Here is a 25766-nt window from a genome sequence, read left to right as displayed (position 1 = left end):
CTGTGCTCCGCTTCACAGTAGGGAGGTTGATGCCTGCCAAGCCACGTGCTCACAGCACATCGATCAGTCGAATTTGTGGTGTCAAGCACCATCACCGCTGTCGGTGTTGTCGCTTCCGCCCTCTTCCGTTCCCACTTCCCGAAGTTCGTCGAGCCTCGTCGCCATGGATACCCGGAAGAAGTTCTCGTCTTCACGCCACGAGTGACCGAGGAGTGTACGAATGCGGTCGAGACGCTGAACGACGGTGTTCGGGTGATAGTTGAGCGCGCGGGCAGCCTTGGTCGGGCTCCCGTCGTTGCGGACCAGGGCCCGAAGGGTCGCAGTGAGATCGGTGTCCTTGTCACGGTCGTAGGCGAGTACCGGGCCGATTACTTCGTCGATGAACTGATGGAGTGATTCCGGATTCTCGCCGAACAGAACGCTGTACGGCAGATACGACGCAGTCGTGACCGCGCCGTCGGTCTTGCCCAACGCGGTGATCAGGCGGGCCGTGCGCAGCGCAGAGGTGAACCGCGCCGGGAGTTCTTCGGGGCATTCCGCCGTCGCCGGCGCAATGACTACTGCGTGGGGTCCTACCGAACCGATGATCTGGCGGTGAATGACGGTCGCCGCGGCTGCCGGGTTTCCCGAGCGCGAGACCACCGCTATCAGTCCGGCGTGCTGCGCCGCCAATGCCGCTACCGGCAGATTCTGTCCGATTGCGCGGAGCGCGGCCGTCCGGAGTTCCGGAGCGACCGAGACCACGAGGACAGTGTCGAGTTCGCCGAGGGAGATGCCGAGGTTGCGGGTCCGACGTTCGAGATCGCGCCTGCGCTCGGGCGCAGTGCTCAGCAAGTCGGCGACCAGTTCGTCACGTGCGCGTCGGTCCGCTGCTGCTGCCGCCGAGTGTTGCAACACGAGGATGGCAGTGACCTGAGCTGCCCGTTCCACGGTCCGGAGTTCGACGGGGCCGATCGGCGCGTCCGAACGATTCAGCAGGATGGCCCCGAGGAACGATTCTCCGGCCGTGACAGCGCTGACGAGTTGGATGGCGGTCTCACTGTCGTCGGCGACAAACGTGCATCGGCCGCTGCGGCGACTCTGGTCGATGGCCTCGGACACGGCGCGAGGTAGCGACAACGGCACCGTCGTGATCTGCTCGCCCGAGGATTTCACGAGAGGGCGTAACTCACTGTCGACCACGACGGTGCTGCGCTCGAGTGAGCTGCTGAGGGTTCGTGCAACCTGGGCGTATCCGCCGCCGCGCAGAACGGCATGGATGAGATCCTGATGGACGATGTTCGACTTGTCCCGCGCGGACACGTGCTCACGCAGCTCGTCGAGTGCTCGCCCGGTCTCGGCGGCGGATTCCTCGGCGCGGTCGAGAGCCCGCGCGGTTTGCAGGACCACCGAGGCGTGATCCGCCAGCGCCGAGAGCAGGGCGATCTGATCAGCAGTGAAGCGGCGTTCCCGGCGGTCGGCGGCAAACAAGACTCCGAGGATCTGGCCGTCCGAGAGCATCGGCACGCCCAGAATCGCCACCAGACCCTCGGCGACGATCGCGGCATCGACCATTTCGTCGTGGCGCGACTGCGTGTAGTCGCTGTAGTTCTGAACCCATTGGGCTGCTCGAGATTCGGCAATTGCACTGACCAGTCCCGCGCCGGCAGGAACCTGCAGATGCTGGAGTTCCGGCGAGACCGCGCCGGCCGTCTTTCGAACATTCAGGTCACGAGTGATCACGTCGAACTCGGACAGGTACGTGACGTCGGTACCCATGATGTCGTGCGCGCGGTTCACCAGCCTCTGCAGCAGAGTGTCCACGTCGCGAACTTGCGCAAGCTCACGTGCACTCGAATAGAGGACCGCCAATTCGTTTTCGCGACGGCGCAGTCGGCGAAATTCCGACCGGCTGGCCCGGATGCGGGCCGCTGTCTCCGCGATCTCCGTTGCGCCAACGCCGAATTCGGCCAGTACCTGTTCGACGTGTTCGTCACCGACGGCGTCGGATGACACGTCGAACAGCGCGGCAATCACGTTGGGTGCTGAGTCGGAGTCTGAATCAGGGGCGGTCACACCGAACAAACTACAGACCGGTGGATCCACCGAATTCGTCGAGCGGCGTGGATGCGTGATTGTTGTTTACTTCCAATGCATTCCGAGTCGTGCTCGTGTCTCCCGTCTCCCTTCTCAGTCTGTTCACGACCTTCTCGAGCGCGCTGATTTCTGTCTCGAGAGCACTGATTTTGCGATTCAACGCTTGGATGCTCGCCATGCAGACGCCGTTCGCGTCGACGGCGGAGATCCGGCGGGTGTTGGATCCCAAGCCGAAAATCGCCGCAAAGTCTTGCGCCATCGGACCCAGGTGACGGACCGACTTGTGGTCGAATCCGTAACTCCACGTGCTTATTCGGAGTGTCGCCAACCGGTCGAGCACGTCCTGAGCGCTCGTCGGAACATCTACGCCGGTATGCACGCCACGTCGATGCGCGGCCCGTGCGAACACCCACTGCGCGGGATGTCGCAGCGCGGCGTTCACCCGAGTGCTGACTCCGACACCCAAGTATTCGGTGCGCTCGCCGTCTTCAGTGCTCGCGCCCTCGTCAGGCGGTGAGTTCACGTCGTGCGGTTTTGACGGTCTTGTCGCTCAGCAGAATTCCGGCTCCTGCGCCGAGCAGTCCGAGGCCGATTCCGACAGCGGCGCTGCCGAGGCCCAAAGCAATTCCCAACATGATTCCTCCAAAAATTGTGCAGTGAATTGAGGGGCCAGGTGTCCGACGAAAGTGCTGCCGACCTGCTCCGCGCTCATCTTTCACATTGCTCCAGCACGCGGGCGATGACAACCCGTCTGGACCGAATTTCTCGTGGAAAACACAGGCGTGCAAGACTGGGTGAAGAACTGCTGGGTCATCGGCGTCTTGTCGGCGCCGTACGGGCGGCAGTAATCAAGTAGCCATCGACCGATCTCTAACGCAGGTTTATCTGCGCGCGGTAACGATGACCAGGCAAAAGGGTGGCATGTGAACGAATCGAGCAGTGGCTTGTTTTCCGACCTCAGTGCGGCGGAGTCCGTTGTCGACGCAAAAAGCGCCGAGCAACTGGCGGCCGAGCGTGAAACTGCGGCAGCGGAACGGTCCAATACCGACACCGCTGAACAGCGGCAGTCACAGCTGTTCAGCGGTTAAACACGTCAGGACTCCTTGATTACCGACAGAACATTGCCGGCGGGGTCGGTGAACCACGCGATGTCGGGACCGTTGCCACGCATGATGCCTCGCGCATCTTGAGGGAATCCGTCGTATTTCAGAAACTCCACGCCACGTGCGGTCAGTTGATCGACCGTCGTGTCGATGTCGTCGACGACGAAGTTGAGGATCGTGTACGTCGCGGGTTCGTGATTCGGCTTCGGGTAAACCAAGATCTCGGTTCCACCGGCAAGATGTAGGCGCACAAGTCCCATGTCTTCGTCGGTCACTTTCAGCCCGAGTGTTTCGCCGTAGAACTTCTTTGCAGCATCGATGTCTGTCACCGAAAAACCGCTGAACGCTTTGGTGTCCGCAAGCATGACTGTCTCCGTTCCTGGCTGTTGTCCGACTAGGTAGGTTCGGAATCCGTCATTCCGGATTCCATCTCGGCCCGGGCCGCCTCACTGAACTCGATGATCTGAACGTAGTTTCCGTCGGGGTCGATCGCGGTGGCGAACAAACTGCCGTCGCGGTCTTCGAGTGGGGCGAGCCAGTTTCCGCCGAGTACGTCGATGCGTTGCGCGATCGACCGGGCGTCGTCGGTCTCGACGTTGAGGAACATCCGGCCGGGCTGCGGGTTGGTCTCGCCGACGTCGTCGCGTCTGTCGAGCATCACGTAGAAACCGTTGAAGTCGAGAACGTCGTAGCCGGGTTCGCCCGGAGTGCGGTCGACTTTCGGAGCGAACGCCTCGGCGTACCAGTCGCGCAAGCGTTCGGGGTCGGTGCTCGAGAGCAAAATGCTGCTGATGCTGGATCCGGACATGGGTCCTCCTGCTGTTGGTCGTTGCTGCCGTCGGCGATCGAGGCACTGGCCACATCACCTCGCAGGTACAGACTTCCCGCAGCGACGAAACTCATCGCGGCTCAGGTGTGCTCCGAAACCAGGATCGCCGTCGTGCCTGGTTCGAGTGCCCGAAAGATGTGCTCCTCGTCGCCGGGATACGCGAGATAGTCGCCCGGCCCGAGCTCGATCGGATCTGCAGTGGGCCCGACCTCCGCCCGCCCGGTGCCGATCACAACGTGTTCGGTGGTGCCGCGCGCATGCGGCGTCGAAATGCGGGGCTCGCCCGGTTCTGCAACTATCCGATACAGATCGCGGCGCGCGTTCGGTGGGCTGGGAGCCAGGAGCGTCGCGATGTACGACGCGTTCGCCGACGCAATCGCGGGTCCTTCCCCGGCTCGAATCAACTGAACGGTCTGTGCTTGCGAGTCGACGAGTTGTGAGAACGGCACACCCAGGGCGTTGCCGAGTGCCCACAGTGTTTCGAGGCTCGGGTTCCCGAGGCCGGATTCGAGTTGGGAGAGTGTGGATTTGGCGATGTCAGCGCGTCGGGCGACCTCCGAGAGGCTCAAGCCCGCTCGGGTGCGCTCACGTTTGAGTGCGACTGCCACCAGCTTCTGAGGACTCTGCTCAGTATTAATTCCGGCACCGTCAGGTACGCCACCGTCAGGTACACCACCGTCAGGTACACCACTGCCAAATCCACCACTAGCCATCGTTCGATTCTCCGATCGATCGTTTCCCTTGACGAACGGTCCTGCGTCGTTCAACATAGAATACATGCGTTCTTTATGGCGAACAGTTGATCGCGAAACGCTCCGGGTGAGCGTGCTGATCTGTCTCTCCGTGGCCATCGTCGGTGTTTCCTACGGTGTGACGGCAGGATCGGCCGGGTTCTCGATGTGGCAGCTCCTTGCGTTGGCCGTGCTCGTTCTGGGTGCCTCGTCGGAGTTCTTGTTCATCGGAATCATCGCGGCCGGGGGGAGTGCCCTCGCCGCGGTTGCAGCCGGTTTGTTGATCAACTCGCGAAACTTCGCGTACGGATTGTCGGCGGGATCCTTTCTCGACAGGGGTCGGCACAGAGGCTCAGGTTGGCGCAAAATGGTCGGCGCGCACCTGGTCAACGACGAAAGCGTCGCGGTCGCCATGGCCCAAGCAACGGTGAAGCAGAAGCGTGCTGCTTTCTGGTTGTGTGGGATCGGGATCGCGGTGGCGTGGCCCGTCGGAGCGCTGCTGGGCGGTCTTCTCGGGAGTGTCGTCCAGGATCCGGGCGCGTTGGGGTTGGATGCCGCTTTTCCGGTTGTCATTCTGGCCCTCGTCTTGCCGGCGCTGAGGGAGAGGGTGACGCTGCTTGCCGCCGTGGTCGGTGCAGTGATCGCGGTGGCCGCGTCGCCGTTCCTGCCGCCCGGTACCGCGCCGCTCGTAGCCCTGCTGAGTATTGCGGTGACGATACCGTTTCGGGAGAAGGTCCGATGAATACGGCAACGGTCTGGATCGGCATTCTCGTATTCGCCTGCGGCTCTTACGCTTTACGGGTGAGTGGCGTTCTGCTCCGCGCTCGGGTGATGCTTTCGGGCTTTGCCGAGAAGACTCTCGATCGTGCTGTCGTGGTGCTACTGCTCGCAGTGGTTGTGACCTCGACGATCTTCACCGGCCACGACGTTGCCGGACCGGCGCGGGTGCTCGGGGTGGTGGCCGGAGGTATCTGCGCCTGGTTCAGGGCGCCGTTGGTGGTCGTGGTGATTGTCGCGGCCGGTACTACTGCATTACTACGACTGTCAGGAGTGTCGTAGAGCCGATTCGGTGCGCGTTGAATGTGGGGTCGAATTCAGGCGGGTGCGGATGCCGTCGATGAACAGATCCAGGCCGAACTGGAAGCGTACCGTCGGATCGCCGTCGAGGAGGTCCTCGTCGGAACCGCCGCCGATCACCTCGGGGGAGTCGGGGGAAATGGGTGCTCGGGTGAGTGCCCCCATTTCTTCCATCTGCGCTCGGGACTGCTCGTCGACGGTATGGCCGAGTACGTAATACAGCAGGGCGTATGCCGCGAGTTGGGCGTGCTCGCGTGAGAGGCCGGATTCCTGCCCTGCTTGTACGAAGTGCTCGCGTACCTTGCTGCTCGTCATCCGCGAGGCGAAGGTGGCGCTGACCAACTCGGCGCCGTCGCGGTGCGCCAGCAGTGCCGACCGAAGCCTGTGTGCCAGTTCGGAATACGCCTCTTGCCACGTGTCCGCGTCAACGGGGGAGTCGAGGTCTTCGAGGATCTTGTCGACGACCGCACCGAGCAGGGTCTGCTTGTTCGGGAAGTGCCAGTAGAGAGCTCCGGGTTGGACACCCAGGGACGTTGCGAGCCTGCGCATCGTGAGGTCGGCAAGTCCGAACTCGTCGAGTATCGCCATGGCGCCGTCCAGCACGTCGCCGCGTCGCAACTGCACTTGTTGTTCCCCTCGTGTCGTCCCGCTGTGGGCTGCTCGCGATCGAATGTCGATCGGACCCGCCTTTGACAGTATTCCACCACGTCTCTAACGTGAACACCGTTCAACTTGTACGGTGTTCAATTTTGCTGGTTTCGAAGGAGACGTCTGTGACCCCGCCCCCGATTAGCACGGCCCCTGCGACGGTCGACATCCTCGACCAGGCTCGCGAGCAAGTTCTCGAAAGAGGAGTCGGCCTGACCGAAAGCCAGGTGCTCGACGTACTTCGACTCGACGACGACAGGCTCGAAGACCTGCTCGCTCTCGCCCACGATGTGCGTATGAAGTGGTGTGGACCGGAGGTCGAGGTCGAGGGCATCATCAGCCTCAAGACGGGCGGTTGCCCCGAGGACTGCCATTTCTGCTCGCAGTCCGGACTCTTCCAGTCGCCGGTTCGCGCGGCCTGGTTGGACATCCCGAGCCTGGTGGAAGCTGCCAAGCAGACCGCGAAGTCGGGCGCCACCGAGTTCTGCATCGTGGCCGCCGTCCGCGGACCCGACGCCCGGTTGCTCGCTCAGGTGGCTGCCGGCATCGAGGCGATCCGCAACGAGGTCGACATCCAGATCGCCTGCTCGCTCGGCATGCTGACCCAGGAACAGGTCGACCAATTGGCCGCCATGGGTGTGCACCGGTACAACCACAACTTGGAGACCTCCAAGTCGCATTTCCCGAACGTCGTCACCACACACTCGTGGGAAGAGCGGTGGAACACCCTGCGGATGGTTCGGGAAGCAGGCATGGAAGTGTGCTGCGGCGGAATCCTCGGCATGGGCGAATCGTTGGAGCAGCGTGCAGAGTTCGCGGCCAACCTGGCTGAACTGGAGCCGGACGAGGTTCCGCTCAACTTCCTCAACCCGCGTCCGGGTACCCCGTTCGGTGATCTGGACGTGCTGCCCGCCGGCGAGGCGCTCAAGTCCGTTGCGGCATTCCGTCTCGCGCTGCCTCGCACGATCCTGCGCTTCGCGGGTGGACGTGAAATCACTCTCGGTGACCTGGGGGCCAAGCAGGGCATCCTCGGCGGAATCAACGCCGTCATCGTCGGCAACTACCTGACGACTCTCGGACGTCCCGCCGAGAAGGATCTGGATTTGTTGGTTGATCTGCAGATGCCGATCAAAGCTCTGAACGACACTCTGTGAGCGTTCCGGTGACCGAGGAGCGGTACAACCCGTTCACCGGGCGTCGGATCGTCGACGGCGTCGACGATCCGACGCCGACAGCGGCGTCGATGGGCCTCGAGCCTCCTCGCTTCTGCGAGCAGTGCGGACGGCGCATGATCGTTCAGGTCAGTCCTGACGGATGGTGGGCGAAATGCTCCCGTCACGGTGTCGTCGACTCGATCGACGCCGCCCGCAGGTAGCGTCACTCTGTGTGATCTCTCTTCGGCAGACTCGACTGCGCACCGCGATCGTGATCGCCGCAACCAGTGCGGGCGTGAGCGTGCTCGTCGGTGTGCTGTGGGCGTTCCTGGCTCCGGCAGAGCACCTGTTGGTGGTGTCCGAGGGGCGCGGCGTCGCGTTGACGGGTGAGAGCCTTCACCAGTTCGATGCCAGCGCCGTATTCATCTGGCTGGCACTGATCGTCGGCGTGTTGTCAGCGGTGGCGGCCTGGCTGGCACGCCTGAGTCGAGGCCCGTATGCCCTGGGTGGATTGATCGTCGGCTCAGCGGTGGGAGCCGGCCTGATGGCACTCGTGGGTTCGGGTGTGACGAAACTACGTTTCCCCGCGGCCGACAATCCGGCGGTGGGGGAGATCGTCGCGCGAGCACCCAACATCGGAACCTTGCTGGTCCTGTTGTTTCAGCCGCTCGCGGCGTGCGTAGTGACTTTGGTTCTCGCAGTGCTCAATCCGTACGACGACCTCGGTGTGGGGGACCATCCGGAATCTGAGGATCCGGCCGCCGAGGTCGAACGGACCGACGACGAGGTCCAGCCGAAACTTCCGTAACCGTCGTGTCGCTAAACAGCCGAGGTCGACGGACGGTTCGCAGCGGACTTCATTCGCACGTCTCCCAAGAGTCGACCCGAAATCAACGCCCCCAATCGGCGGGTCGCGAAGCGAGTGCTGATCGAGGACACCCAATTCGGCAAACCTGATACCACTGTCGGCGGTGCGTTGCGTCGATCCAGTGCCCGGAAAGCTGTGTCCACCACCTGAGTTGCCGTCTGCATTCGGCCGACCGCAGCATCTTCGGACCCGACGACGTCGAAGAACTCGGTGCGCGTCGGACCGGGGCATACCGCCAATACGGTCAATCCGCTACCGCGAGCTTCTGCCCACAGTGCTTCCGTGAAGTTGAGTACAAAGGCCTTGGATGCGCCGTAGACCGCCATGCCCGGTGTCGGCTGGAACGACGCGGTGCTGGCGATGTTGACCAGTGCGCCGCGTCCGGTGAGAAGGTCGGGCAGGAATGTGTGCGTCAACTCGACGAGTGTGGCGATGTTCAGTTGAATTTCGGACGTGACGCGCTCGAGGTCTTCGTCTACGAACGCGCCGTGCGTTCCGAACCCGGCGTTGTTGATCAGTGACGTGACGGTGATGTCGCGGCCGGTCAATTCTCGGTGAAGGGTCGCGCCGACGCCGGGTGCTGCCAGATCGGCGGGCAGCACTGTCACGGTAATGCCGTGGGCGACGCGGAGTTCCGTAGCGAGGGCTTCGAGGCGATCTGCCCGCCTGGCGACGAGAACCAGATTTGCACCGCGAGCGGCAAAGCGGTGAGCGAATTCCACGCCGAGCCCGGCGCTGGCTCCGGTGATCAGGACGGTGGTTCCGGCTACGTCGATGGCCATGGTGGCTCCTTCGGTTCGGGTGGTCCCAAATGTAGGCACTGACACCATAGTTGTCAATGACAACATTTTGATAAGGTGCCTCCATGCCCGCCCACGAACAGCCTTACCACCACGGCAGTCTGCGACAGGAACTCTTGGCGTCGGCTGAAGCTACCCTCGAGCGAGACGGCGTCGACAAGCTGTCGCTGAGGCAACTTGCACGTGAGGCGGGCGTGAGTCACGCGGCTCCGGGCAAGCATTTTCGGGACCGTCAAGCGTTGCTCGACGCCCTGGCTGAAAGCGGCTTCCATCGGATGACCGGTGCGCTCGAGCGTGCAGTTTCGGAGGCTCCGCCGACCGCGAGGGCCAGGTTCTCCTCGCTCGCCAATGCCTACGTGGATTTTGCACTCGAGCATCCCGGCCTGTTGTCTCTGATGTACAGCAACAAGCATGCACCCGGTGCGGCCGAGACCGTCGTGAACGCGGGGCACGCGACGATGGACCTGACCGTTCGGCTCGTGTCGGAAGCGCAGGCCGCGGGTGACATTGCTGCTGGTGATCCGGAAAGCATTGCGCTCGTTGCCTTTGCGACGTTCCATGGAGTCGCGACGCTGGCCGCGGGCGGAATGTTGGGCGACGTGCCGGTCGGCGATGTGGTGAACGCTGCGTCGACGGTCTTCTGGGCGGGGTTGTCTCGACCTGTCTGACGTCCGGGACACACGCGGAATTCCCCAGAGTTCTCACAGAACCAGCACAAGGGGAGCACAAGATTGCGGACTTACATAGGAGTCAAGAAGTTTGATTCCGAGTGGAGGTTCCGCAATGAGCGTTTCAGAGATCGCCCCCAACAGGGGAGTTGTACTGGTCACGGACATCGGATTCGAGCACGGTGCGCGCATCGCCACAGAGTTTCTCGACGCTGGTTGGAGCGTGGCGGTCACGGCGCGGACGGTAACCGAGTTGGTACGCATCATGGCTGGGAAACCTGCCCATCGCTTCTTTGCGATAGTCGCCGATCCGACGGATCATTGGCAGGCCGACCGGATTCTCGACCGCGTGACGACACGATTCGGCACAATAAATCGGGTTATCGATCCGGCGGGCGCCGTGACCTCGGTGTGGACGCAGCGTGGAAGTCTCGAAGCCGTTGCCTGACAACGTGACCGGCGTCAGCTCGGTGGCCGTAGGGCGGCGAATTCGTCGGTGACCCGCAAGGTGGAGTCGGTGAAACGGTACAGGGCCGGTGGACGTCCACCCGACTTGCCCGACGGTGCGGTGTTGCCGGTGGGAGTCAGGACGCCTCGGCGCCCCAGTACGCGTTGCAAGTTGGTGGCGTCGACTTGGTAACCGAGTGCGGCGCAGTATATTTCCCGCAGTGTGGACATCGCGAACTCTTCGGGAGCCAGCCCGAATGCGATGTTGGTGTACGAGAGTTTTGCGGCCAGTCGATTGCGCGCGTGCCGTACGACGGTTCCGTGGTCGAACGACATCTCCGGCAATTTCGAAACAGGGTGCCAGGCGGTGTCCGGTGGGAGTTGTGGATCGGCGCTGAGAGGGACGAGTCCGAGAAAGGTCGACGCGATGCGGCGTGGGCCCGGCACGCGCTGTGGGTCGCTGAAGACGGAGAGTTGCTCGAGGTGAGCGACTTTTCGTAGGTCGACCTTCTCGGCGAGGAGTCGTCGAGCGGACGTCGTCAGGTCCTCGTCGTCGCGCAAAGTGCCTCCGGGCAGGGACCATGTGCCCTTCTGTGGGTTGAGCGCGCGCTGCCACAGCAGTACGGCCAACTCTTCACGTCCTTGCGGGCAGTGATCGCCGTCACCTGCGGCGATGCTTGCGGGGAAGGTGCGAACTTGGAACACCGCTGCAAGCACTTCGTGGGTGGTGTTACTATTGGGCACGTTTTCGATCCTAAGTCGAAAACCTCGAATACGGAAATCCGGGCCAGCCCGTCCGGATTTGAACTGGGTGACGAGCCCGGGTTCACGGTGAAGGAGAACGCCATGACGACCACGACGTTATGGGAGGGATCGGCCTCGCAGATTCACGACGGCCCTGGCGGATACAGCGGAGTCGAAGCGACGCCCGAATGGGCCGCTGAGATCAAACGTCTGGCTCGCGAACGCGGCGCGACGATTCTTGCGCACAACTACCAGCTGCCCGCGATTCAGGACGTCGCCGATCACGTCGGCGACTCCCTGGCGCTCTCGCGAATCGCTGCCGAGGCGCCCGAGGACACGATTGTCTTCTGCGGCGTGCACTTCATGGCGGAGACCGCGAAGATCCTGTCGCCGTCCAAGACCGTCCTGATCCCGGACGAGCGAGCCGGCTGCTCGCTGGCCGACTCGATCAATGCCGAGCAGCTCCGTGAGTGGAAGGCTGACAACCCGAACGCGCTGGTGGTGTCGTACGTGAACACCACGGCGGAGGTGAAGGGTCTCACCGACATCTGCTGCACGTCGTCCAATGCCGTCGACGTGGTCAACTCGATCGATCCCGACCGCGAGGTTCTGTTCCTGCCCGACCAGTTCCTGGGAGCGCACGTCAAGCGCGTGACCGGCCGTACCAACATGCAGATCTGGGCTGGTGAGTGCCACGTGCACGCCGGCATCAACGGCGACGAGCTGACGGCCAAGTCCAAGTCGCATCCCGACGCCGAGCTGTTCGTGCACCCTGAATGTGGTTGCGCTACTTCGGCTCTGTACCTCGCCGGTGAAGGCGCGGTCCCCGCGGACAAGGTCAAGATCCTCTCCACCGGCGGAATGCTCGACGCTGCGCGCGTCACCAAGAGCAAGCAGGTTCTGGTCGCGACCGAGATCGGGATGCTGCACCAGTTGCGCAAGGCGGCGCCCGACGTCGATTTCCAGGCCGTCAACGACCGCGCGTCGTGCCCGTACATGAAGATGATCACGCCAGCCGCGTTGCTTCGCTGCCTTCTCGAGGGCAAGGACGAGGTCCACGTCGATCTCGAGATGGCCAAGCGCGCACAGAAATCGGTGCAGCGCATGATCGAGATCGGTAATCCGGGCGGCGGCGAGTGACCAGTCCTGCCGGGCGTTTCGCCTGGGAGGCTCATGCCGACCTGGTCGTCGTGGGAGGCGGTGTTGCGGGCCTCACCGCTGCGCGCACCGCTTCTCTGCGGGGGCTGAAAGTGCTCACTGTCAGCAAGGGTGGCCCGACGGACACCGCGACTCAGTACGCGCAGGGTGGCATCGCGGTCGTCGACGATCTGAATACGGATTCCGTCGAGTCGCACGTTGCGGATACGTGTGAGGCCGGCGTCGGTTTGTGCGACGAGGAAGCCGTCTACTCCATCGTCGAAGCTGGTCACGATGCTGTTGCTGCGCTGGCCGCGTTGGGTGCGGTCTTCGACCGCGGGCGGGACGGCGAAGTGTCACGCACCCGTGAGGGTGGGCACAGCACGCGTCGGATCATCCACGCCGGTGGTGACGCCACGGGCGCGGAAGTGCAGCGAGCTCTCAATGCTGCCGGCCTGCCCGTTCTGTTCGGGGCCGCAGCAGTTCAGGTGGTGACCAACCGCCGCGGGGTGTGCGGACTGATCGTCTCCTCGCCGGAAGGGCTCGGGGTGATCCATGCGCCGGCGGTCCTGCTCGCTACCGGTGGACTCGGTCAGCTGTATGCCTGCAGTACCAATCCACCCGGCGCAACTGCCGACGGAATCGCGTTGGCGCTCGAGGCTGGCGCGGCGATCGCGGATCTGGAGTTCGTTCAGTTCCACCCGACGGTGCTCTTCACCCCCGGCGGACTAGGTCGTCGACCCTTGATCAGTGAGGCGGTCCGCGGCGAGGGTGCGATTCTTGTCGACACCAACGGCGATTCGGTCACCGCAGGTGTTCATCCGCTGGGTGATCTCGCCCCGCGTGACGTGGTCTCGCGCGCAATTGCAGCACGCCTACGCGATCTCGGCACCGATCACGTCTACCTCGACGCCCGCAAGCTCGACGGTTTCGATTCGCGTTTCCCGACCATCACTGCGTCCTGTCTCGAAGCAGGCATCGATCCACGGACCCAACTCATTCCGGTCGCTCCGGCCGCGCACTACTCGTGCGGTGGAGTCGCCACCGACGTCCATGGACGCACTGGAGTGCCTGGACTCTACGCAGCAGGAGAAGTGGCGCGCACGGGATTGCACGGCGCGAATCGTCTTGCGTCCAACAGCCTTCTGGAGGGGTTGGTGGTCGGGGAGCGCGCCGGAATCGCAGCTGCCGAGCGTCGCGAGGTTCATGCCGAGGTAGTCAATGTGGTGCGCAAGCCGATGCCGATCCTGCCGCGAGGGACCGTGCAGTCCGTCATGACGGCACACGCGTCGGTAGTTCGCGACGGAGGTGGTCTCCAGACTGCGCGAGCCGCGCTTGCCGGCGCTCGGCAGACGGTGGCGGTGGTTGCTGCGGACCTCGAAGACGCGGCGCTCACATTGACCGCGACTGCATTGGTCGACGTGGCCGTGGCGCGAACCGAGAGCCGTGGTTGCCATACCCGCACCGACTATCCTGAAACAGATCCGAATCAGCGTCGCAGCACTCGGATCAAGATGGGCGCCGATGGAACGCTCGAAATACCCGACATGTTGTTGACAGGAGTTCATTGATGACCGAGCAGAAGATCCTGCCCGCGCCGCTCGACCGTGACGAGCTGCTCACGTTGGTCAGGCTCGCTCTGGACGAGGATCTGCGCTATGGCCCTGATATCACTTCTACCGCAACGGTTCCCGCCGATGCGGTCGCGAAGGCCTCGGTCGTGTCGCGCTCATCGGGAACGGTCGCCGGCATCGACGTCGGACTGCTTGTTCTCGACGAAGTGATCGGCGCGGGTAACTACGAGATCGTCGATCGGGTGTCCGACGGAACTCGGGTCGCGCCAGGTCAATCGGTGCTCACCGTTGTCGCGCCCACCCGCGGACTTCTCACGGCAGAGCGGACGATGCTCAACCTCGTCTGCCATCTCTCGGGAATCGCCACGGCGACATCGCAGTGGGTCGACGCCATTGCCGGCACTCGTGCCAAGGTGCGCGACAGTCGAAAGACGCTGCCCGGCCTGCGTTCACTGCAGAAATATGCAGTCCACGTGGGCGGCGGAGTCAACCACCGGATGGGGTTGGGTGACGCGGCGTTGATCAAGGACAACCACGTGGCCGCTGCCGGTTCGGTGGTTGCCGCACTTCGCGCCGTCCGTGAACTCGCGCCGGACATCGAGTGCGAGGTAGAGGTCGACAATCTCACTCAGCTCGATCAGGTGCTGGCGGAAGAAGTCGAACTTGTTCTGCTGGACAACTTCCCGCTGTGGCAGACGCAGATCGCAGTCCAGCGCCGAGACGCTGTTGCTCCCGAAACCAAGCTCGAATCCTCCGGTGGTCTCACCATCGACGTTGCCGCAGAGTACGCCAGAACCGGTGTCGACTACCTGGCCGTAGGTGCACTGACGCACTCGGTGACGGTGCTCGACCTCGGACTCGACATGTAATAGCCGCTATTGCTCGGCGTCCAGCAGTGGCGGGACTGCCGAGCGAAGCGCGCGTGTGACGGTTGCGACCGCTGGGTGTGCGTCGGAGCCTGCTCGGTGAGCGATCTTGGTTCGCCGTCGAATCGGCATCGGCGTGAGCCGCACCCCTGGAGGTGGATGACTCGCTCCGAGTTCGGGGACCAGTGAAACTCCTTGTCCTGCAGCAACAAGAGCGAGAACTGTGGCGAACTCGTCTATGTGGTGACGTACTTTAGGTGTGAACCCGGCAGCTTGGCACGCGCGAATAGTCATTGCATGACAAGCAGTTCCGGGAATCGCGGTAATCCACGCACGTTCCACGCAGTCGGTCAGCGAAGCGACAGCCTCGTCGGAATCCGACTCGGTGTCGCTCGAGGCCAGGTACACGGATTCACTGCACAGTGGTAGCGCCGTCAGGCCCGGTTCCGTGGGGCGAGGGACGAAGTCGTAATCGTGAATCAACGCCAAGTCCAGATTTCCGGCTCGTAACGCGTCGGCGACGTCAGCTGGGTCGATCTCCGAGACCATCGGTTCCAGCCCCGGATGTTCGTGCGACAGTGCGATCAAGGCCTGAGGGAGGATCGCTCGTGCTGCGGTCGGGAACGTTCCGATTCGAAGCGGCCCGGCGAGTCCACGCCGGGCGTCGACCAATTCACCCGACGCCTGCTCCAGGCGTTGCAGGATGACTTCGGCATGACGAGAGAGGTTCTCACCGGCAGGTGTGAGGCGCACACGGCGTCCCGTGCGTTCCAGCAGAGGTACTCCGGCTTCACGTTCGAGAACCGCCAACTGCTGCGACACCGCGGAGGGGCTGAACGACAACGCCTCGGCGACGGCAACAATGGTTCCGCGCAACGCCAGTTCGCGTAAGAGCCTCAGTCGACGAACGTCAAGCATCAGCTCAGCTTACGCTGGAAGACGGAAATACGAACTAGACCTGCAAGGTTTGTTCGGTGAGGCTGAGTTGTATGACTACGACTCGAGTCGACCTCGCCGGAATCCATGTCCCGCTGATCACCCCGTTCGAGAGCGACGGGCGTGTTGCAACCAATGCGCTCGAGCAGCTCGCGCACCAGGTCCTCGACGATGGCGCGGTCGGACTCGTTGCACTGGGGACTACAGCGGAAACTGCAACGCTCACGGAGTGGGAGAGGGAGACCGTTCTGAATATCTGTGCGAGCGTGTGCCGTGCGAGAGGTGCGACGTTGATCGTCGGCGCGGGCAGCAACGACACGGCGAGCAGTGCGCAGGCGCTCGGGAGGCTGGCTCGGTGGCCTGAGGTCTCGGCGGCCTTGGTGCCGGTTCCCTCCTTCACGAGGCCGTCGAAAGCCGGTGTGGTGGCGCATTTCGCGCATCTGCAGTCGTCGAGCCCAGTGCCGCTGATCGTCTATCACGTGCCGTACCGAACTGCGTGCGATCTGGATAGTGGCACTTTGTGGGAGCTGGGTACTTTGCCCGGGGTTGTCGGTGTGAAGTATGCCGCGGGCGGTATCGACTCAGCTGCCGTCGAACTCTTCGCGGACCTTCCGCACGACTTCGCCGTACTGGCGGGGGATGATCTGTTTCTGGCGCCGCTTCTTGCCTTGGGTGCCTCGGGCGGCATTTTGGCGTCCGCTCATGTGTCGACCGCGGAGTTCGTTCGCTTGGTAAAGGCTTGGGACAGTGGCGATGTCGACGGCGCCCGTGACCTCGGGCGGCGGTTGTCGACGCTGTCCGGAGCTCTGTTCTCCGAACCGAACCCCACTGTCATCAAGGGCGTGTTGCACGCGTTGGGGCAGATTCCGACTCCCCGTGTGCGACTGCCGTTGCTGGCTGCGAGTCACGAATCGGTAGCGCGGGCACTTGAGGTCTACCGCTCTTGACTCGAACGTGTGTTCGAGTATGCTTGAGGTGGGGATCGGGGGATTCAATGAGTGTTCTGTCATCGGATGTGGTGTCGGGCTCTGCGGTGGGGTTACGCGGACGCCTGTGGCAGTTGACGGCTGCGGAGCTACGTGAGGCTGCCGTGTCCGCGAGCGCGGAGATTCTGCGTCTCGAGGCCATTCGGGTGGCAGTGGTCGACGAGCTCTCGTTGCGTCCGGATGATCAGGTGATCGCCAGCCGCGGGGTGGGTGCGTGGTTGGCGGCGAACACGATGCTCCAGGTTCGGGACGGGAAGAAGATCGCCGCCCTCGGTGCGGCGCTGCGGCCCTTTCCCGCGGTGGCAGCCCGGTTCGATTGCGGGGATTGTTCGTTCGATCATGCCGTTTTGATTATCTCGTTTTGTGAGTCGCCGCCGAAGGGGATGCCGGACGAGGCGATGCCTCGCTGTATCGATTTGTTGTTGGCTGCCGCCTCGGGAGTGGAAGCAACGACCACGAAGGTCCGATATGTGATCGCGACGTTGGAGCGGTTGTTCGAATCCGATGAGATTCCACCCGCCGAAGACGTCGACCGCAACGAGTTGAGGATCGCCTCGACGTTGAATGGTCGGGTGGTGGTGCGTGGGGATTTCGACGCCCTCACCGGCGAAATGTTGTTGTCGGCGTTGTCGAATCTGACGATGCCGACCCCGGCACCGGACGGGACGCCGGATTCTCGGTCGGCGGCGAAGCGGACCGCGGACGGGTTCACCGAACTGATCCGCCGGTATCTGGACTGCGCCAAGACCGGTATGGATGGTGGTCAGCGGCCGCACGTGAAGGTGCACATCAATGCCCGGGATCTGGCTGAGCACCGGGATTGCGCCGCAACACCAACTGGTGATGGCGGGTCTGTGTCGGATCTCGATGTGGGGCACATGCCCTGGCTCGGACCACTGTCGGTGTCGCAGACCGGGCTTCTCGGGTGCGACTGCTTCCTGTCAACTGTCCTACTCGATGATCACGGGGCGCCGTTGGATGTGAAACCCGGGAAACGGTTGGTCACCGCCGAACAGAGAGTGGCATTGATCGCGAGAGACAAAGGCTGCGCGTTCCCCGGCTGCACATGCGTGCCCGCCTGGACCGATGCGCACCACATCCGGCACTGGGCCAACGGCGGCCCGACCGTGATGAACAACCTTGTCTTGCTGTGCCGTTCGCATCATCGGTTGATGCATCGCAAATCCGGGTTCGTCGGAAAGTGGGAGATCCGGATCGGCGTCGACAACAAGCCGTGGTTCATTCCGCCGCCGTCGATCGATCCGCAGCGGCACCCGCGGCCGGCGAACACCACCTTCACAACCTGAGCGGGTGGTGAGACCCGGACAGCCACACAACTTCACGCCGATAGGCTCCATCTCGCAGGTATATCCGAGGCGGAGCCTGGAGGCCGTGTTGTTCTGAACGGCCACAGATGTGAGGGAGGCGCATGATTGTGGACGTTGTGCGGGCAGTCGACACCGATGGTCCGGAGATTCTGGCGCTACGGCACTCGGCAGAGGATTGGTTGGCAGAACGCGGAATCATCCAGTGGCATCCGCGTGAAATAACTCTCGAGCAGATCAGGGCCCAGATCTCGCGTGGCGAGTTCTTTGTCGCACGAGACCGCGTGCAGTCGAGAATTGTCGGCGCGTTGCGGTTGATCTGGTCGGACCCTGTGGTCTGGCCGGATTCGGATGAGCCTGCTGGCTACGTGCACGGGTTGGTCATCGATCGAGCGTTTTCGGGCACCTCGATGGGTGAACGGCTACTCGGCTGGGCGCTTCGACGGTCCGCGGAGGAAGGCGCGCAGTACTTACGGCTCGATTGTGTGGAAACGAACGTGCGATTGCGCCGCTACTACCGGGACGCGGGTTTTGTCGAGGTCGGGCGTCGTGATTTCGGAGATGTTGTCGACAACGGTTGGTTCAGCGTCGTGTTGTTCGAGCGCTCCCTGACCTGATTCATTCACAGCAACTTTCCAGTCGGCTCCCAGTGCCGCCGGGGTTGAAAGCGCGATCGTTGGCAGGACAGTAACTCGTGAAGGGACTTCCTGATGACCGCCGTTCTGCATCCGGCCCCGCCTCATCGGCCGGCAACAACTGCCCATCGAGCCGAGCCCTCGCCGTCGTGGTTCCGCACTCGCCGTACAGGTTTGGCGCTGGCGATCCTGTTGGCAGCAACGGCGGTCTTGTATTTGTGGGATCTGACCGCGAGTGGCTACGCCAACACCTTCTACGCTGCGGCGGCGCAGGCCGGCTCCCAGAATTGGAAAGCGTGGTTCTTCGGTTCCCTCGATACCTCGAATTTCATCACTGTCGACAAACCTCCCGCCTCATTGTGGGTGATGGGTCTGTCCGGACGAATCTTCGGATTCTCGAGTGCCAGCCTCCTCGTTCCGCAGGCGTTGATGGGCGTCGGATCGGTTGCGCTCGTGTATGCGGCTGTCAAACGAGTGGCGTCGCCTGCTGCGGGTCTTGTGGCGGGAGCTGTGTTGGCAGCTACGCCCGCTGCCGCTCTGATGTTCAAGTTCGACAATCCCGATGCACTGCTGGTTCTGCTCATGACTCTTGCCGGCTACTTCGTGGTGCGGGCCATGAGCACGGTGGCGGGTCGACGAGCGGCGATGTGGACAGCCCTCGCCGGTGTTGCACTGGGATTCGCTTTTCTCACCAAGATGTTGCAAGGCTTGATGGTATTACCTGCATTCGGAGTTGCGTATGTGATTGCCGGACAGACACGGCTGCGAACTCGTTTGGTCCACTTGGTGATCGGAGCCGCGGCGGTGATCGTATCGGCCGGGTGGTGGGTACTTGCTGTCTGGCTGTGGCCGGCCGATTCTCGCCCGTACATCGGCGGGTCGACCAACAACAGCGTCATGGACTTGGTGTTGGGATACAACGGGTTGGGTCGACTTTTCGGCAACACCGGTGGCGGAATGAACGGTGGCGGTGCAGGTTCGAGCTTCGGGGGGAGTACGGGACTCGATCGACTGTTCGGCAGCGAGATGGGCATACAGATTTCCTGGTTGATCCCCGCGGCACTGATCGCGTTGGTGTTCGGCCTCCTCGCCTGTGGGTGCGCACCGCGCACAGATCTACTCCGTGCGTCGTTGATCCTGTGGGGTGGTTGGTTTCTCGTGACCGGCGTGATCTTCAGCTACATGTCCGGCACGATCCATCCCTATTACACAGTTGCGCTTGCACCTGCCGTCGCAGGAATGATCGGGACCGGTGGATACGCGCTGTGGGCGGTTCGTGCCCGCTGGATCGGGCGTTGCGGCTTGGCGGCGATGATGCTGGCCGCAGGAATCTGGAGTTGGGTGTTGTTGCATCGCAACGCCGACTGGCTGCCGATGCTGAAATGGATTCTGTTGGCAGGCACAGTCGTCGGCGCGATCCTGATTCTGATGGGAGCGCAGGATCGATTCCGGAAGCTCACTGTCGCTGGATTGATCATCGGCTCGTTGGCAGGGATAACCGGTTCGGCGTCTTACGCAATTGCCACCGCTGCGACAGCGCACGGCGGGTCCATACCCACGGCTGGACCAACAGGTGCGGTGTCCGATTCCGGACTGGGCGGGGGAGGAGCCATCGGTGGGAGCCCAGAGCAGCGAGACGGTGAGGCCCCACCGATTGAGACGACCGATAATCTCGTGTCAAGTAGGCCAGAAGCGGGCGGTGGCAGCGAAAGTACTTCAGAGTTGACGGCAATGCTGGTCAATGCGGGCACCACGTGGTCGGCTGCGACCAACGGTTCGCAAAGCGCAGCAACCTACGAGTTGGCCAGCGATACTGCGGTGATGGCCATCGGCGGTTGGAGTTCTGATCCCGCACCGACGCTGGACCAGTTCGTCCAATACGTGGCAGACGGCGAAATCCACTACTACATTGCCGGTGGCCAGGGTGGAAGCCAGAGAAACAGCCAAGGCGGGGACGGCACGTCGAGTGCCATCCAGGACTGGGTCGAGGCCAATTTCACGTCGACGACGGTGGGAAATTCCACGGTGTACGACCTCACCGGGTATGTCGGACAGTAACGTAGTTGTTGCCGTAGGCCATGATCGAGACATGTCTGGGCGCACTGCACACGAGCCGAAACGTCGTCGCGAGCAATGGACCTGGCGCGACGGGTTGGTGATCGTCTCGATCGTCGCCTTGGGAACTGTCGTTGCGGCGGTGACGAACGAGGACGCGGGCACGTCGATTCCTGGCTGCGATTCGGTGGAATCGCCGGGTCCGCCGGTGCGATTCAACTACGGTTCTGCGGGCGAGCCTGGCTATGACGATCCGGATTATCCGTGGTTCTCGGGGCCGAAGGCCACCGCTATGAGCGATGCACTACTCGAATCGTTACCTTCCGATGTCGAGGTTGTATTTGCGAGTCCGTCGCAATCGCTCGAGTTTGCGCCGATCCAGAATTACCGGGGCGCTTCGTTTCCCGATGGAGTCGACCCGATCGAGTTCAGCGGTTCGACGTCGGCGAACGGAACCTTGACTCGAACCGGACAGAGTGCGGATATCTCGGTTCAGGTTCGTGCATGGGATCAGGCGGTGCCGCCGTGCTTGGAGGGATTTGTGGATCGGCGCGAGCACCTCGCGAACGGAACAGTGCTGGACATTGCAGAGTTCGAAGACAAAGACGGTTCGGAAGTCGGGGGCGAGCGCGGTGTTGTCGCGTATCTCGGTGACGGATCCAGAGTTGTTGCGAGCATCGACACGTCGACCGGCACTTCTACGGGTAGCGGCCCGCTTTTGACTATGGACGAACTGATTGCGGTCGCGACCACGCCAGGACTTGCGGTGACAGCACCGGTTCCAGACTCGACGCCGCCACCGATGGCATCCTGCTACACCGATTCCGTGAATGCGGGCCCAACTGCGACGCGAATGGATATCGACCGACTGAACCAGGCGCTGGATGCACGTTGGAGGAATCTCGGCGCGGCAGGTGTCACCTTGGAACGTCCGCTCGGTTCGTTGGTTCCAGACGATTACGGGCAGGGTGGGGCGTGCGAGCGAATCGTCGTCTCGACTGCGGACGGCCGCGGGGATGTCGAGATAGCGATTGGTACGGCCGTGCCGGAACCAGGTGAGACACTCACGATGCCCGACGCCACCGTGGTGACTCGCCTGGTCGATCCCGATGGCTCGGGCGACGACACGGTCCGGGTTGTCCACCCCTCCGGCGAAACCGTGGTGGTGACCCAGTTCGTGAAATCGGCTGCCTCCACGACAGCGCCACCCTTGGCAATCGAGCAACTCGAGTTCATTGCAACTACACCAGGACTGATGCTTTCGGCTCAGTGAGGGTGCTGCTGGCAGAATAGCGGGGAATTGTTCGTACCCAGTTTTTGTACCCAGAGACGTCGGAGGCTCAACGAATGGGCGATGCCAGCCCTGCTCGCGGTGACGATTTCTCCACTTGGTTCATCGACCAGTTCTCCGTGTACTGGCAGTCCGGTGGTGGGGCTCGCATCGAAGGACGCATTGCGGGCTACCTGTTGATCAGCGAGTCGCCGGGAGTCAGTGCGGAGGAGTTGGCGCAGGCGCTCGGGGCCAGTCGCGGATCGGTGTCCACTTACATCCGCAGGTTGATCGACCGGGGCTTCGTCAAGCTCACGCGCAAGCCTCGCGACCGGACCCATTACTACGTCATGGATTCAGACGTGTGGGGCGGATTCCTCGAAACAGAGCACGTGTATCTCGAGAATCAGCGCAAGCTCGCGACCGAGGCGTTGCAGTATGCAAACCCCAACGGCCCCGCGTACATTCGCGTGCTCAATATGCGGGACTACATGGGGTGGATCATCGACAATCGCATGCTGAGCAGCGAATGGATGCGGTTCAAGGCCGAACGTGACGGCAAGAAGCCCGCATCCGAATAGGACGCGGGCTTCTCGATCGCACGATACTGATCTACATCACTTGTTCAGCTTCGCGATTGCCTCGTCGATCATCGGAACGTAGCGCTCGAGAGACCAGGGCACGGTCAGTGGGTTGATCATCGACGAACCCGTGACGAAGGGCTGCTCGGTCGGAGCGATGACAGTTCCCCGAGCCACAGCGGGGATGGCCTGGTAAGCGGGCTGCGCTTCGATCTCGGCCCGATTGGCCGGGCCCGAGTAGAAGGTGAAGAGCAGATCGGACTTGTCGAGGAGGTTTGCGTTCTCGAGGCCGATGACGGCGGAGTCTGTTCCTTCCGACTCCGTCAAGGTGTAGACGACGGGATCCACCTGTAAGCCAAGTGCACGCACCATGGCCACGCGCTGCTCTTCCGCGAAGAAGACGCCGAGGGTTCCTGGGCCCGTGTTGTAGATGAAGGAGAAGTTGACGTCGGCGTAGTTCGGATGCGCTGCAGTCGATTCCGCGAACTGCGACTTGATCTTGTCGATTTCGGCTGTTGCCTTCTCGGATTCGCCCATGGCTTTGCCGATGACGTTGATCTGCTCTTCCCACGTGATGGTCCACGGACTCTCTGCGTAGGCCACAGTCGGCGCAAACGCGTTGAGCGAGTCGAACTGCTGCTGTGTGATGCCGGACCAGGGGGCGAGAATCAGATCGGGTTCGAGAGCGATGATCGCTTCGATGTTGAGGTCGGTTCCGCCGGTGAACTGTTCCGGCAGTTCTCCACCTTGCTTCGTGACCGCTTCGTGCACCCACGGCAGATACCCGGTGTCGTCGCTGCCCCACGCGTACTTTTCGACGCCGACCGGGATCGTGCCCAGTGCGATCACGGTCTCCGCCGATCCCATTCCGAGTGTCACGATTCGCTCGGGCTTTTCGGTGATGACGGCGTTTCCGAGCGCACTTTCGATGGTGACGGTCTCGAAGTCGGTGCTGCTCGAATCGGTTTCGGTGTTGTCGCTACTGCATCCACCGACCACAAGAGCGGCAATGACCAAGCTGCTCAGAGCCAGAGTTCGGCGAAGTGAGCGCACACGGGCGTATCGCATGGAGAACCTTCCGTTGTCGATGCGCCGAGGAGTGTGACTCCGACGGATCACAGCCGACGGCCGGTTCCAGGCGCGTCAGGAAGCATAGGCTAGCCTTCGCTAAAGTTTCAAATCTGTTGAAAGTTCACGGATCGGCAAACGTCGACATAACCGGGGAACCCGTCGACGCTTGCCGATCGCGTTCAGCAGGTAGGCACGTCGACGGTGATCTTCGGCTCGTCGACCAGCGGCTGGACGGGAACGCGGGCTTCACCCTCGGTTGCGGGTTCGGTCAGATCGAACTTCAGTTCAACAGTCTGTCCTCGGGGAATGACCGCCCTGGTCATGAAAGCCGGGTGACCCTGCTCTGATCCGTTGACGGCAAACGAGATCTGTCCGCCCACCGAGACTGCGTCGAGTTTCGCTCCGGCCGTTGCCAGTAGTGTGACTGCAGCCACATTGGTGCCCTTGGGTAGTCGACCGGGGTTGTCGACGATCCCACTGACATATTCGGTCAGTTCGGCGTCGGGTGCGTTGTTTGTCAGTCGAACGGTGACCGTCGTCTTTCGGGTATCGCCGGTGCACGTCTCAGCGGTGTAGTCGATTTCTCTCGTGAGGTAGTAGTCGAGCTTGTTGCCGGCCTGGTTGTTGATCACCACACCCGCATAGGGCGCCGCATCTCCGGGAATCGTATGACCGAGAACCGTGTCGGCAAGAACCGATTGTTCGTCGGGGTGAGAGCTCCACACTGCGATTCTGCCCTCGCTGACGCCCTTGCCCAGAGCTTCCAGCAGTGCGCTCGGTGACTTGATGTTCCCGGTCATCTTCTCCACGACACGAGCCGCGATGGTCTGCAGATACTGCTTTCGTGCCTTGTTGTCGGTGGGAAAGCGTGCGTACGCGGTCGACTCGGTCAGTTCCACGACGTTGTCGGCAGTGACGGACTCCCCGTCCGGCATCTCTACCGGTCCCACAGCCTCGAGGAGGTAACTCAGGGCGATCGGATCTGTCGCTATCGCACCGTCGACCATCTCACCGCCGGATTCCTGTGACCACAGGGACTGCCAGATCTGCGCCGCGTACGGAAAGTGCGAGCTGAGGTTGCTGTTGCGAAAATCGGTGGTCGGTCGACTGTTTCCGTACAGCTGATTGAAGTCAGGACCAAGGTCTATCGGTTGATTGTCCAGCGTTAGTTCGGAGTTGGGGGAGAGTGTGTCCACCCGAGCGGCGCCGTCGTCGACTCGGACGATGCCGTATCCACCCAACAGGCCGCCGGTTCCGCGGGCCTCCGCATTGGTCTGGAAGCCGATGAAGTAATTGCGCGGACCGTCGGTGCCGAGCATTGACGGTGCGATGCGCGCCGCGGTGGCGGTGTTCGTCAGGAGGGTAGCCAGTTCGCTTGTCTGCGACTGTAATTCTGCTCGGGCATCGTTAACTCGGCTCAGGTACTTCGATTCGGGAACTTCCTGTGCCTGCGACGACAGCAATTCCGCGGCGATAGCTGTTTCAGCCAGTTTCGGAGCCGCCTCGCGTAACGGTGCGAGTGCCAAGCGTCCGCCAGGCTGCACCAATTCCGTTGGCGCGAGTGAAGTTCCGGCAGTTACGGCAGGGCCGAGAACGTCACGCGTGAGTCCCTGGACGACCTCGGTCATCTGGCGTGTCGAGTCGAAGGGCGAGCCGATGACCGGAATTGCGGCGGTGATGTTCCAGGGGAGTGAGTGAGTGTTGTCGTATGCGTCGGATGCTTTTCGATCGGCCTCCGCCGCAGCGGACTCTGCGACCGGAGTATCCCCGGCAAGGAGTGCGCTCTTCGCCGATTGCGCATGGTCGCGAGCTGCTTCAAGGTTGTCTTGCGCCTCGTATGCCGTGTACCCGAGCCAGGCCACGAAACCACCCACGACCAGCGTCGTTGCCGCGATTGCAACCGCAGTTCGACGGCTTCGCGGAAACGCAGTCGTCCCCTTGGGTTCGCGCTCCGGTGCGCTCGGTGGGATGGTGCCGGAGCCCTTCGGTTCAGCCCCGGAATCGTCGTCGGACTTTGGTCCCACCGTGTCGTTGTTCATCCGCTGAAGCTCCTGACGTTTGAGTGCGTGAAAGCTGCGTCGACATGTCTAGCAGGCTTGGACCAGTGGTGAAAACTTAGACGAGACAGTAGGGTTCGGTTCGGCCGTTCGTGGTGTTCGCTCCCATGGATTCACGTGATCAGCCA

29 protein-coding genes are annotated in these 25766 nt (G+C 62.5%); 17 read left to right on the top strand and 12 right to left on the bottom strand.

What is annotated here, in order from left to right; genetic code table 11:
* Positions 1-81: 81 nt before the first annotated feature.
* From ABWI03_RS17755 to ABWI03_RS17745, 3 genes are read right to left on the bottom strand one after another with little or no spacing between them, the layout of a single operon-like run.
* Positions 82-2055: a helix-turn-helix domain-containing protein gene (locus ABWI03_RS17755; protein WP_298773194.1), complete on the bottom strand. Its 1974-nt coding sequence runs from the start codon at positions 2053-2055 to the stop codon at positions 82-84.
* Positions 2056-2065: 10 nt separating this feature from the next.
* Positions 2066-2599: a tail fiber domain-containing protein gene (locus tag ABWI03_RS17750; protein WP_235169585.1), complete on the bottom strand. Its 534-nt coding sequence runs from the start codon at positions 2597-2599 to the stop codon at positions 2066-2068.
* Positions 2583-2711, bottom strand: coding sequence for a hypothetical protein (locus ABWI03_RS17745; protein WP_003941742.1), 129 nt, complete (start codon positions 2709-2711; stop codon positions 2583-2585). The genes ABWI03_RS17750 and ABWI03_RS17745 overlap by 17 nt, the downstream gene beginning before the upstream one ends.
* A gap of 288 nt (positions 2712-2999) precedes the next feature.
* Here ABWI03_RS17745 and ABWI03_RS17740 point away from each other — a divergent pair, with 288 nt between their 5' ends.
* On the top strand, positions 3000-3164 hold the full coding sequence (locus ABWI03_RS17740; RefSeq protein ID WP_166810477.1) for a hypothetical protein: 165 nt from the start codon (positions 3000-3002) through the stop codon (positions 3162-3164).
* Positions 3165-3169: 5 nt separating this feature from the next.
* On the opposite strand, the gene ABWI03_RS17735 is transcribed toward ABWI03_RS17740, so the two are convergent.
* From ABWI03_RS17735 to ABWI03_RS17725, 3 genes are all read right to left on the bottom strand, one after another.
* Positions 3170-3544 carry a VOC family protein gene (locus tag ABWI03_RS17735; protein ID WP_095969924.1) on the bottom strand — a complete coding sequence of 125 codons (375 nt, stop codon included), beginning with the start codon at positions 3542-3544 and terminating at the stop codon, positions 3170-3172.
* Between the two features lie 29 nt (positions 3545-3573).
* A complete protein-coding gene (locus tag ABWI03_RS17730; RefSeq protein ID WP_095969925.1) occupies positions 3574-3987 on the bottom strand; it encodes a VOC family protein in 414 nt (137 codons plus the stop codon).
* A gap of 101 nt (positions 3988-4088) precedes the next feature.
* On the bottom strand, positions 4089-4721 hold the full coding sequence (locus ABWI03_RS17725) for a helix-turn-helix domain-containing protein (RefSeq protein WP_298773190.1): 633 nt from the start codon (positions 4719-4721) through the stop codon (positions 4089-4091).
* A 64-nt stretch (positions 4722-4785) separates the two neighbouring features.
* Between ABWI03_RS17725 and ABWI03_RS17720 the strand changes: the two genes are divergently transcribed.
* Entirely contained in the window at positions 4786-5481 is a 696-nt protein-coding gene (locus tag ABWI03_RS17720) for an AzlC family ABC transporter permease (RefSeq protein WP_298773188.1), read from the top strand.
* Positions 5478-5798 (top strand): AzlD domain-containing protein, encoded by a 321-nt coding sequence (locus ABWI03_RS17715; protein WP_124569393.1) that lies wholly within the window; start codon positions 5478-5480, stop codon positions 5796-5798. Before ABWI03_RS17720 ends, ABWI03_RS17715 begins: the two co-directional genes overlap by 4 nt.
* Here the strand turns inward: ABWI03_RS17715 and ABWI03_RS17710 are convergent.
* Positions 5784-6440 carry a TetR/AcrR family transcriptional regulator C-terminal domain-containing protein gene (locus tag ABWI03_RS17710; protein WP_095969928.1) on the bottom strand — a complete coding sequence of 219 codons (657 nt, stop codon included), beginning with the start codon at positions 6438-6440 and terminating at the stop codon, positions 5784-5786. The genes ABWI03_RS17715 and ABWI03_RS17710 overlap by 15 nt on opposite strands.
* A gap of 164 nt (positions 6441-6604) precedes the next feature.
* On the opposite strand from ABWI03_RS17710, the gene bioB reads away from it, so the two are divergent.
* From bioB to ABWI03_RS17695, 3 genes are read left to right on the top strand one after another with little or no spacing between them, the layout of a single operon-like run.
* The gene (gene bioB, locus ABWI03_RS17705) at positions 6605-7618 is read left to right on the top strand and encodes a biotin synthase BioB (protein WP_095970015.1); all 1014 of its coding nucleotides are present in this window, start codon (positions 6605-6607) and stop codon (positions 7616-7618) included.
* Complete coding sequence (gene bsaP, locus ABWI03_RS17700; protein ID WP_095969929.1) at positions 7615-7839, top strand: biotin synthase auxiliary protein BsaP; 225 nt, start codon at positions 7615-7617, stop codon at positions 7837-7839. Before bioB ends, bsaP begins: the two co-directional genes overlap by 4 nt.
* Positions 7840-7850: 11 nt before the next feature.
* A complete protein-coding gene (locus tag ABWI03_RS17695) occupies positions 7851-8426 on the top strand; it encodes a DUF2567 domain-containing protein (RefSeq protein WP_095969930.1) in 576 nt (191 codons plus the stop codon).
* A gap of 11 nt (positions 8427-8437) precedes the next feature.
* Here the strand turns inward: ABWI03_RS17695 and ABWI03_RS17690 are convergent, their stop codons facing one another.
* The gene (locus ABWI03_RS17690) at positions 8438-9268 is read right to left on the bottom strand and encodes an SDR family NAD(P)-dependent oxidoreductase (RefSeq protein ID WP_095969931.1); all 831 of its coding nucleotides are present in this window, start codon (positions 9266-9268) and stop codon (positions 8438-8440) included.
* Between the two features lie 83 nt (positions 9269-9351).
* Between ABWI03_RS17690 and ABWI03_RS17685 the strand changes: the two genes are divergently transcribed.
* Complete coding sequence (locus ABWI03_RS17685; protein WP_124569395.1) at positions 9352-9954, top strand: TetR/AcrR family transcriptional regulator; 603 nt, start codon at positions 9352-9354, stop codon at positions 9952-9954.
* Positions 9955-10069: 115 nt separating this feature from the next.
* Positions 10070-10402, top strand: a complete 333-nt coding sequence (locus ABWI03_RS17680; protein WP_095969933.1) for an SDR family NAD(P)-dependent oxidoreductase — start codon at positions 10070-10072, stop codon at positions 10400-10402.
* Positions 10403-10416: 14 nt separating this feature from the next.
* On the opposite strand, the gene ABWI03_RS17675 is transcribed toward ABWI03_RS17680, so the two are convergent.
* A complete protein-coding gene (locus ABWI03_RS17675; protein WP_007733069.1) occupies positions 10417-11145 on the bottom strand; it encodes an NUDIX hydrolase in 729 nt (242 codons plus the stop codon).
* A 102-nt stretch (positions 11146-11247) separates the two neighbouring features.
* On the opposite strand from ABWI03_RS17675, the gene nadA reads away from it, so the two are divergent.
* Genes nadA through nadC form a run of 3 tightly spaced genes read left to right on the top strand, consistent with a single transcriptional unit; the run spans position 11248 to position 14725 of the window.
* Complete coding sequence (gene nadA / locus ABWI03_RS17670; protein ID WP_095970016.1) at positions 11248-12285, top strand: quinolinate synthase NadA; 1038 nt, start codon at positions 11248-11250, stop codon at positions 12283-12285.
* Positions 12282-13853 (top strand): L-aspartate oxidase, encoded by a 1572-nt coding sequence (locus ABWI03_RS17665; RefSeq protein ID WP_095969934.1) that lies wholly within the window; start codon positions 12282-12284, stop codon positions 13851-13853. The genes nadA and ABWI03_RS17665 overlap by 4 nt, the downstream gene beginning before the upstream one ends.
* A complete protein-coding gene (gene nadC, locus ABWI03_RS17660) occupies positions 13853-14725 on the top strand; it encodes a carboxylating nicotinate-nucleotide diphosphorylase (RefSeq protein ID WP_095969935.1) in 873 nt (290 codons plus the stop codon). Before ABWI03_RS17665 ends, nadC begins: the two co-directional genes overlap by 1 nt.
* Positions 14726-14731: 6 nt before the next feature.
* Here nadC and ABWI03_RS17655 read toward each other — a convergent pair whose 3' ends face one another.
* On the bottom strand, positions 14732-15640 hold the full coding sequence (locus ABWI03_RS17655; protein WP_095969936.1) for a LysR family transcriptional regulator: 909 nt from the start codon (positions 15638-15640) through the stop codon (positions 14732-14734).
* Positions 15641-15711: 71 nt separating this feature from the next.
* Between ABWI03_RS17655 and ABWI03_RS17650 the strand changes: the two genes are divergently transcribed.
* The 6 genes from ABWI03_RS17650 to ABWI03_RS17625 all read left to right on the top strand — a co-directional run bounded on the left by ABWI03_RS17650 (position 15712) and on the right by ABWI03_RS17625 (position 22510).
* Positions 15712-16605, top strand: a complete 894-nt coding sequence (locus ABWI03_RS17650) for a dihydrodipicolinate synthase family protein (protein ID WP_298773179.1) — start codon at positions 15712-15714, stop codon at positions 16603-16605.
* A gap of 47 nt (positions 16606-16652) precedes the next feature.
* On the top strand, positions 16653-17951 hold the full coding sequence (locus tag ABWI03_RS17645; protein WP_353798837.1) for an HNH endonuclease signature motif containing protein: 1299 nt from the start codon (positions 16653-16655) through the stop codon (positions 17949-17951).
* Between the two features lie 122 nt (positions 17952-18073).
* Positions 18074-18586 carry a GNAT family N-acetyltransferase gene (locus ABWI03_RS17640; protein ID WP_298781016.1) on the top strand — a complete coding sequence of 171 codons (513 nt, stop codon included), beginning with the start codon at positions 18074-18076 and terminating at the stop codon, positions 18584-18586.
* 93 nt (positions 18587-18679) lie between these two features.
* Positions 18680-20662 (top strand): ArnT family glycosyltransferase, encoded by a 1983-nt coding sequence (locus ABWI03_RS17635; protein WP_298781013.1) that lies wholly within the window; start codon positions 18680-18682, stop codon positions 20660-20662.
* 31 nt (positions 20663-20693) lie between these two features.
* Positions 20694-21932: a hypothetical protein gene (locus tag ABWI03_RS17630; RefSeq protein WP_298781010.1), complete on the top strand. Its 1239-nt coding sequence runs from the start codon at positions 20694-20696 to the stop codon at positions 21930-21932.
* 74 nt (positions 21933-22006) lie between these two features.
* Entirely contained in the window at positions 22007-22510 is a 504-nt protein-coding gene (locus ABWI03_RS17625) for a GbsR/MarR family transcriptional regulator (protein ID WP_003942377.1), read from the top strand.
* A gap of 36 nt (positions 22511-22546) precedes the next feature.
* On the opposite strand, the gene ABWI03_RS17620 is transcribed toward ABWI03_RS17625, so the two are convergent.
* Entirely contained in the window at positions 22547-23578 is a 1032-nt protein-coding gene (locus ABWI03_RS17620) for an iron-siderophore ABC transporter substrate-binding protein (protein ID WP_298781006.1), read from the bottom strand.
* A 182-nt stretch (positions 23579-23760) separates the two neighbouring features.
* The gene (locus tag ABWI03_RS17615) at positions 23761-25620 is read right to left on the bottom strand and encodes a DUF4012 domain-containing protein (RefSeq protein WP_298781003.1); all 1860 of its coding nucleotides are present in this window, start codon (positions 25618-25620) and stop codon (positions 23761-23763) included.
* Between the last annotated feature and the right edge of the window lie 146 nt (positions 25621-25766).

The organism is Rhodococcus baikonurensis (genome assembly GCF_040489275.1).
Lineage (GTDB): Bacteria > Actinomycetota > Actinomycetes > Mycobacteriales > Mycobacteriaceae > Rhodococcus_F > Rhodococcus_F baikonurensis.
Note: the sequence above shows the minus strand (reverse complement) of the source record. Positions and strands in the feature narration are given on the sequence as shown.

What these genes read in the sequence shown, in the direction of transcription:
- ABWI03_RS17745 (WP_003941742.1), bottom strand. Translation starts at nt 2,711, where the DNA reads ATGTTGGGAATTGCTTTGGGCCTCGGCAGCGCCGCTGTCGGAATCGGC.
- ABWI03_RS17735 (WP_095969924.1), bottom strand. Translation starts at nt 3,544, where the DNA reads ATGCTTGCGGACACCAAAGCGTTCAGCGGTTTTTCGGTGACAGACATC.
- ABWI03_RS17730 (WP_095969925.1), bottom strand. Translation starts at nt 3,987, where the DNA reads ATGTCCGGATCCAGCATCAGCAGCATTTTGCTCTCGAGCACCGACCCC.
- ABWI03_RS17725 (WP_298773190.1), bottom strand. Translation starts at nt 4,721, where the DNA reads ATGGCTAGTGGTGGATTTGGCAGTGGTGTACCTGACGGTGGTGTACCT.
- ABWI03_RS17720 (WP_298773188.1), top strand. Translation starts at nt 4,786, where the DNA reads ATGCGTTCTTTATGGCGAACAGTTGATCGCGAAACGCTCCGGGTGAGC.
- ABWI03_RS17715 (WP_124569393.1), top strand. Translation starts at nt 5,478, where the DNA reads ATGAATACGGCAACGGTCTGGATCGGCATTCTCGTATTCGCCTGCGGC.
- ABWI03_RS17690 (WP_095969931.1), bottom strand. Translation starts at nt 9,268, where the DNA reads ATGGCCATCGACGTAGCCGGAACCACCGTCCTGATCACCGGAGCCAGC.
- ABWI03_RS17685 (WP_124569395.1), top strand. Translation starts at nt 9,352, where the DNA reads ATGCCCGCCCACGAACAGCCTTACCACCACGGCAGTCTGCGACAGGAA.
- ABWI03_RS17680 (WP_095969933.1), top strand. Translation starts at nt 10,070, where the DNA reads ATGAGCGTTTCAGAGATCGCCCCCAACAGGGGAGTTGTACTGGTCACG.
- nadA (WP_095970016.1), top strand. Translation starts at nt 11,248, where the DNA reads ATGACGACCACGACGTTATGGGAGGGATCGGCCTCGCAGATTCACGAC.
- nadC (WP_095969935.1), top strand. Translation starts at nt 13,853, where the DNA reads ATGACCGAGCAGAAGATCCTGCCCGCGCCGCTCGACCGTGACGAGCTG.
- ABWI03_RS17655 (WP_095969936.1), bottom strand. Translation starts at nt 15,640, where the DNA reads ATGCTTGACGTTCGTCGACTGAGGCTCTTACGCGAACTGGCGTTGCGC.
- ABWI03_RS17650 (WP_298773179.1), top strand. Translation starts at nt 15,712, where the DNA reads ATGACTACGACTCGAGTCGACCTCGCCGGAATCCATGTCCCGCTGATC.
- ABWI03_RS17645 (WP_353798837.1), top strand. Translation starts at nt 16,653, where the DNA reads ATGAGTGTTCTGTCATCGGATGTGGTGTCGGGCTCTGCGGTGGGGTTA.
- ABWI03_RS17640 (WP_298781016.1), top strand. Translation starts at nt 18,074, where the DNA reads ATGATTGTGGACGTTGTGCGGGCAGTCGACACCGATGGTCCGGAGATT.
- ABWI03_RS17635 (WP_298781013.1), top strand. Translation starts at nt 18,680, where the DNA reads ATGACCGCCGTTCTGCATCCGGCCCCGCCTCATCGGCCGGCAACAACT.
- ABWI03_RS17630 (WP_298781010.1), top strand. Translation starts at nt 20,694, where the DNA reads ATGTCTGGGCGCACTGCACACGAGCCGAAACGTCGTCGCGAGCAATGG.
- ABWI03_RS17625 (WP_003942377.1), top strand. Translation starts at nt 22,007, where the DNA reads ATGGGCGATGCCAGCCCTGCTCGCGGTGACGATTTCTCCACTTGGTTC.
- ABWI03_RS17620 (WP_298781006.1), bottom strand. Translation starts at nt 23,578, where the DNA reads ATGCGATACGCCCGTGTGCGCTCACTTCGCCGAACTCTGGCTCTGAGC.
- ABWI03_RS17615 (WP_298781003.1), bottom strand. Translation starts at nt 25,620, where the DNA reads ATGAACAACGACACGGTGGGACCAAAGTCCGACGACGATTCCGGGGCT.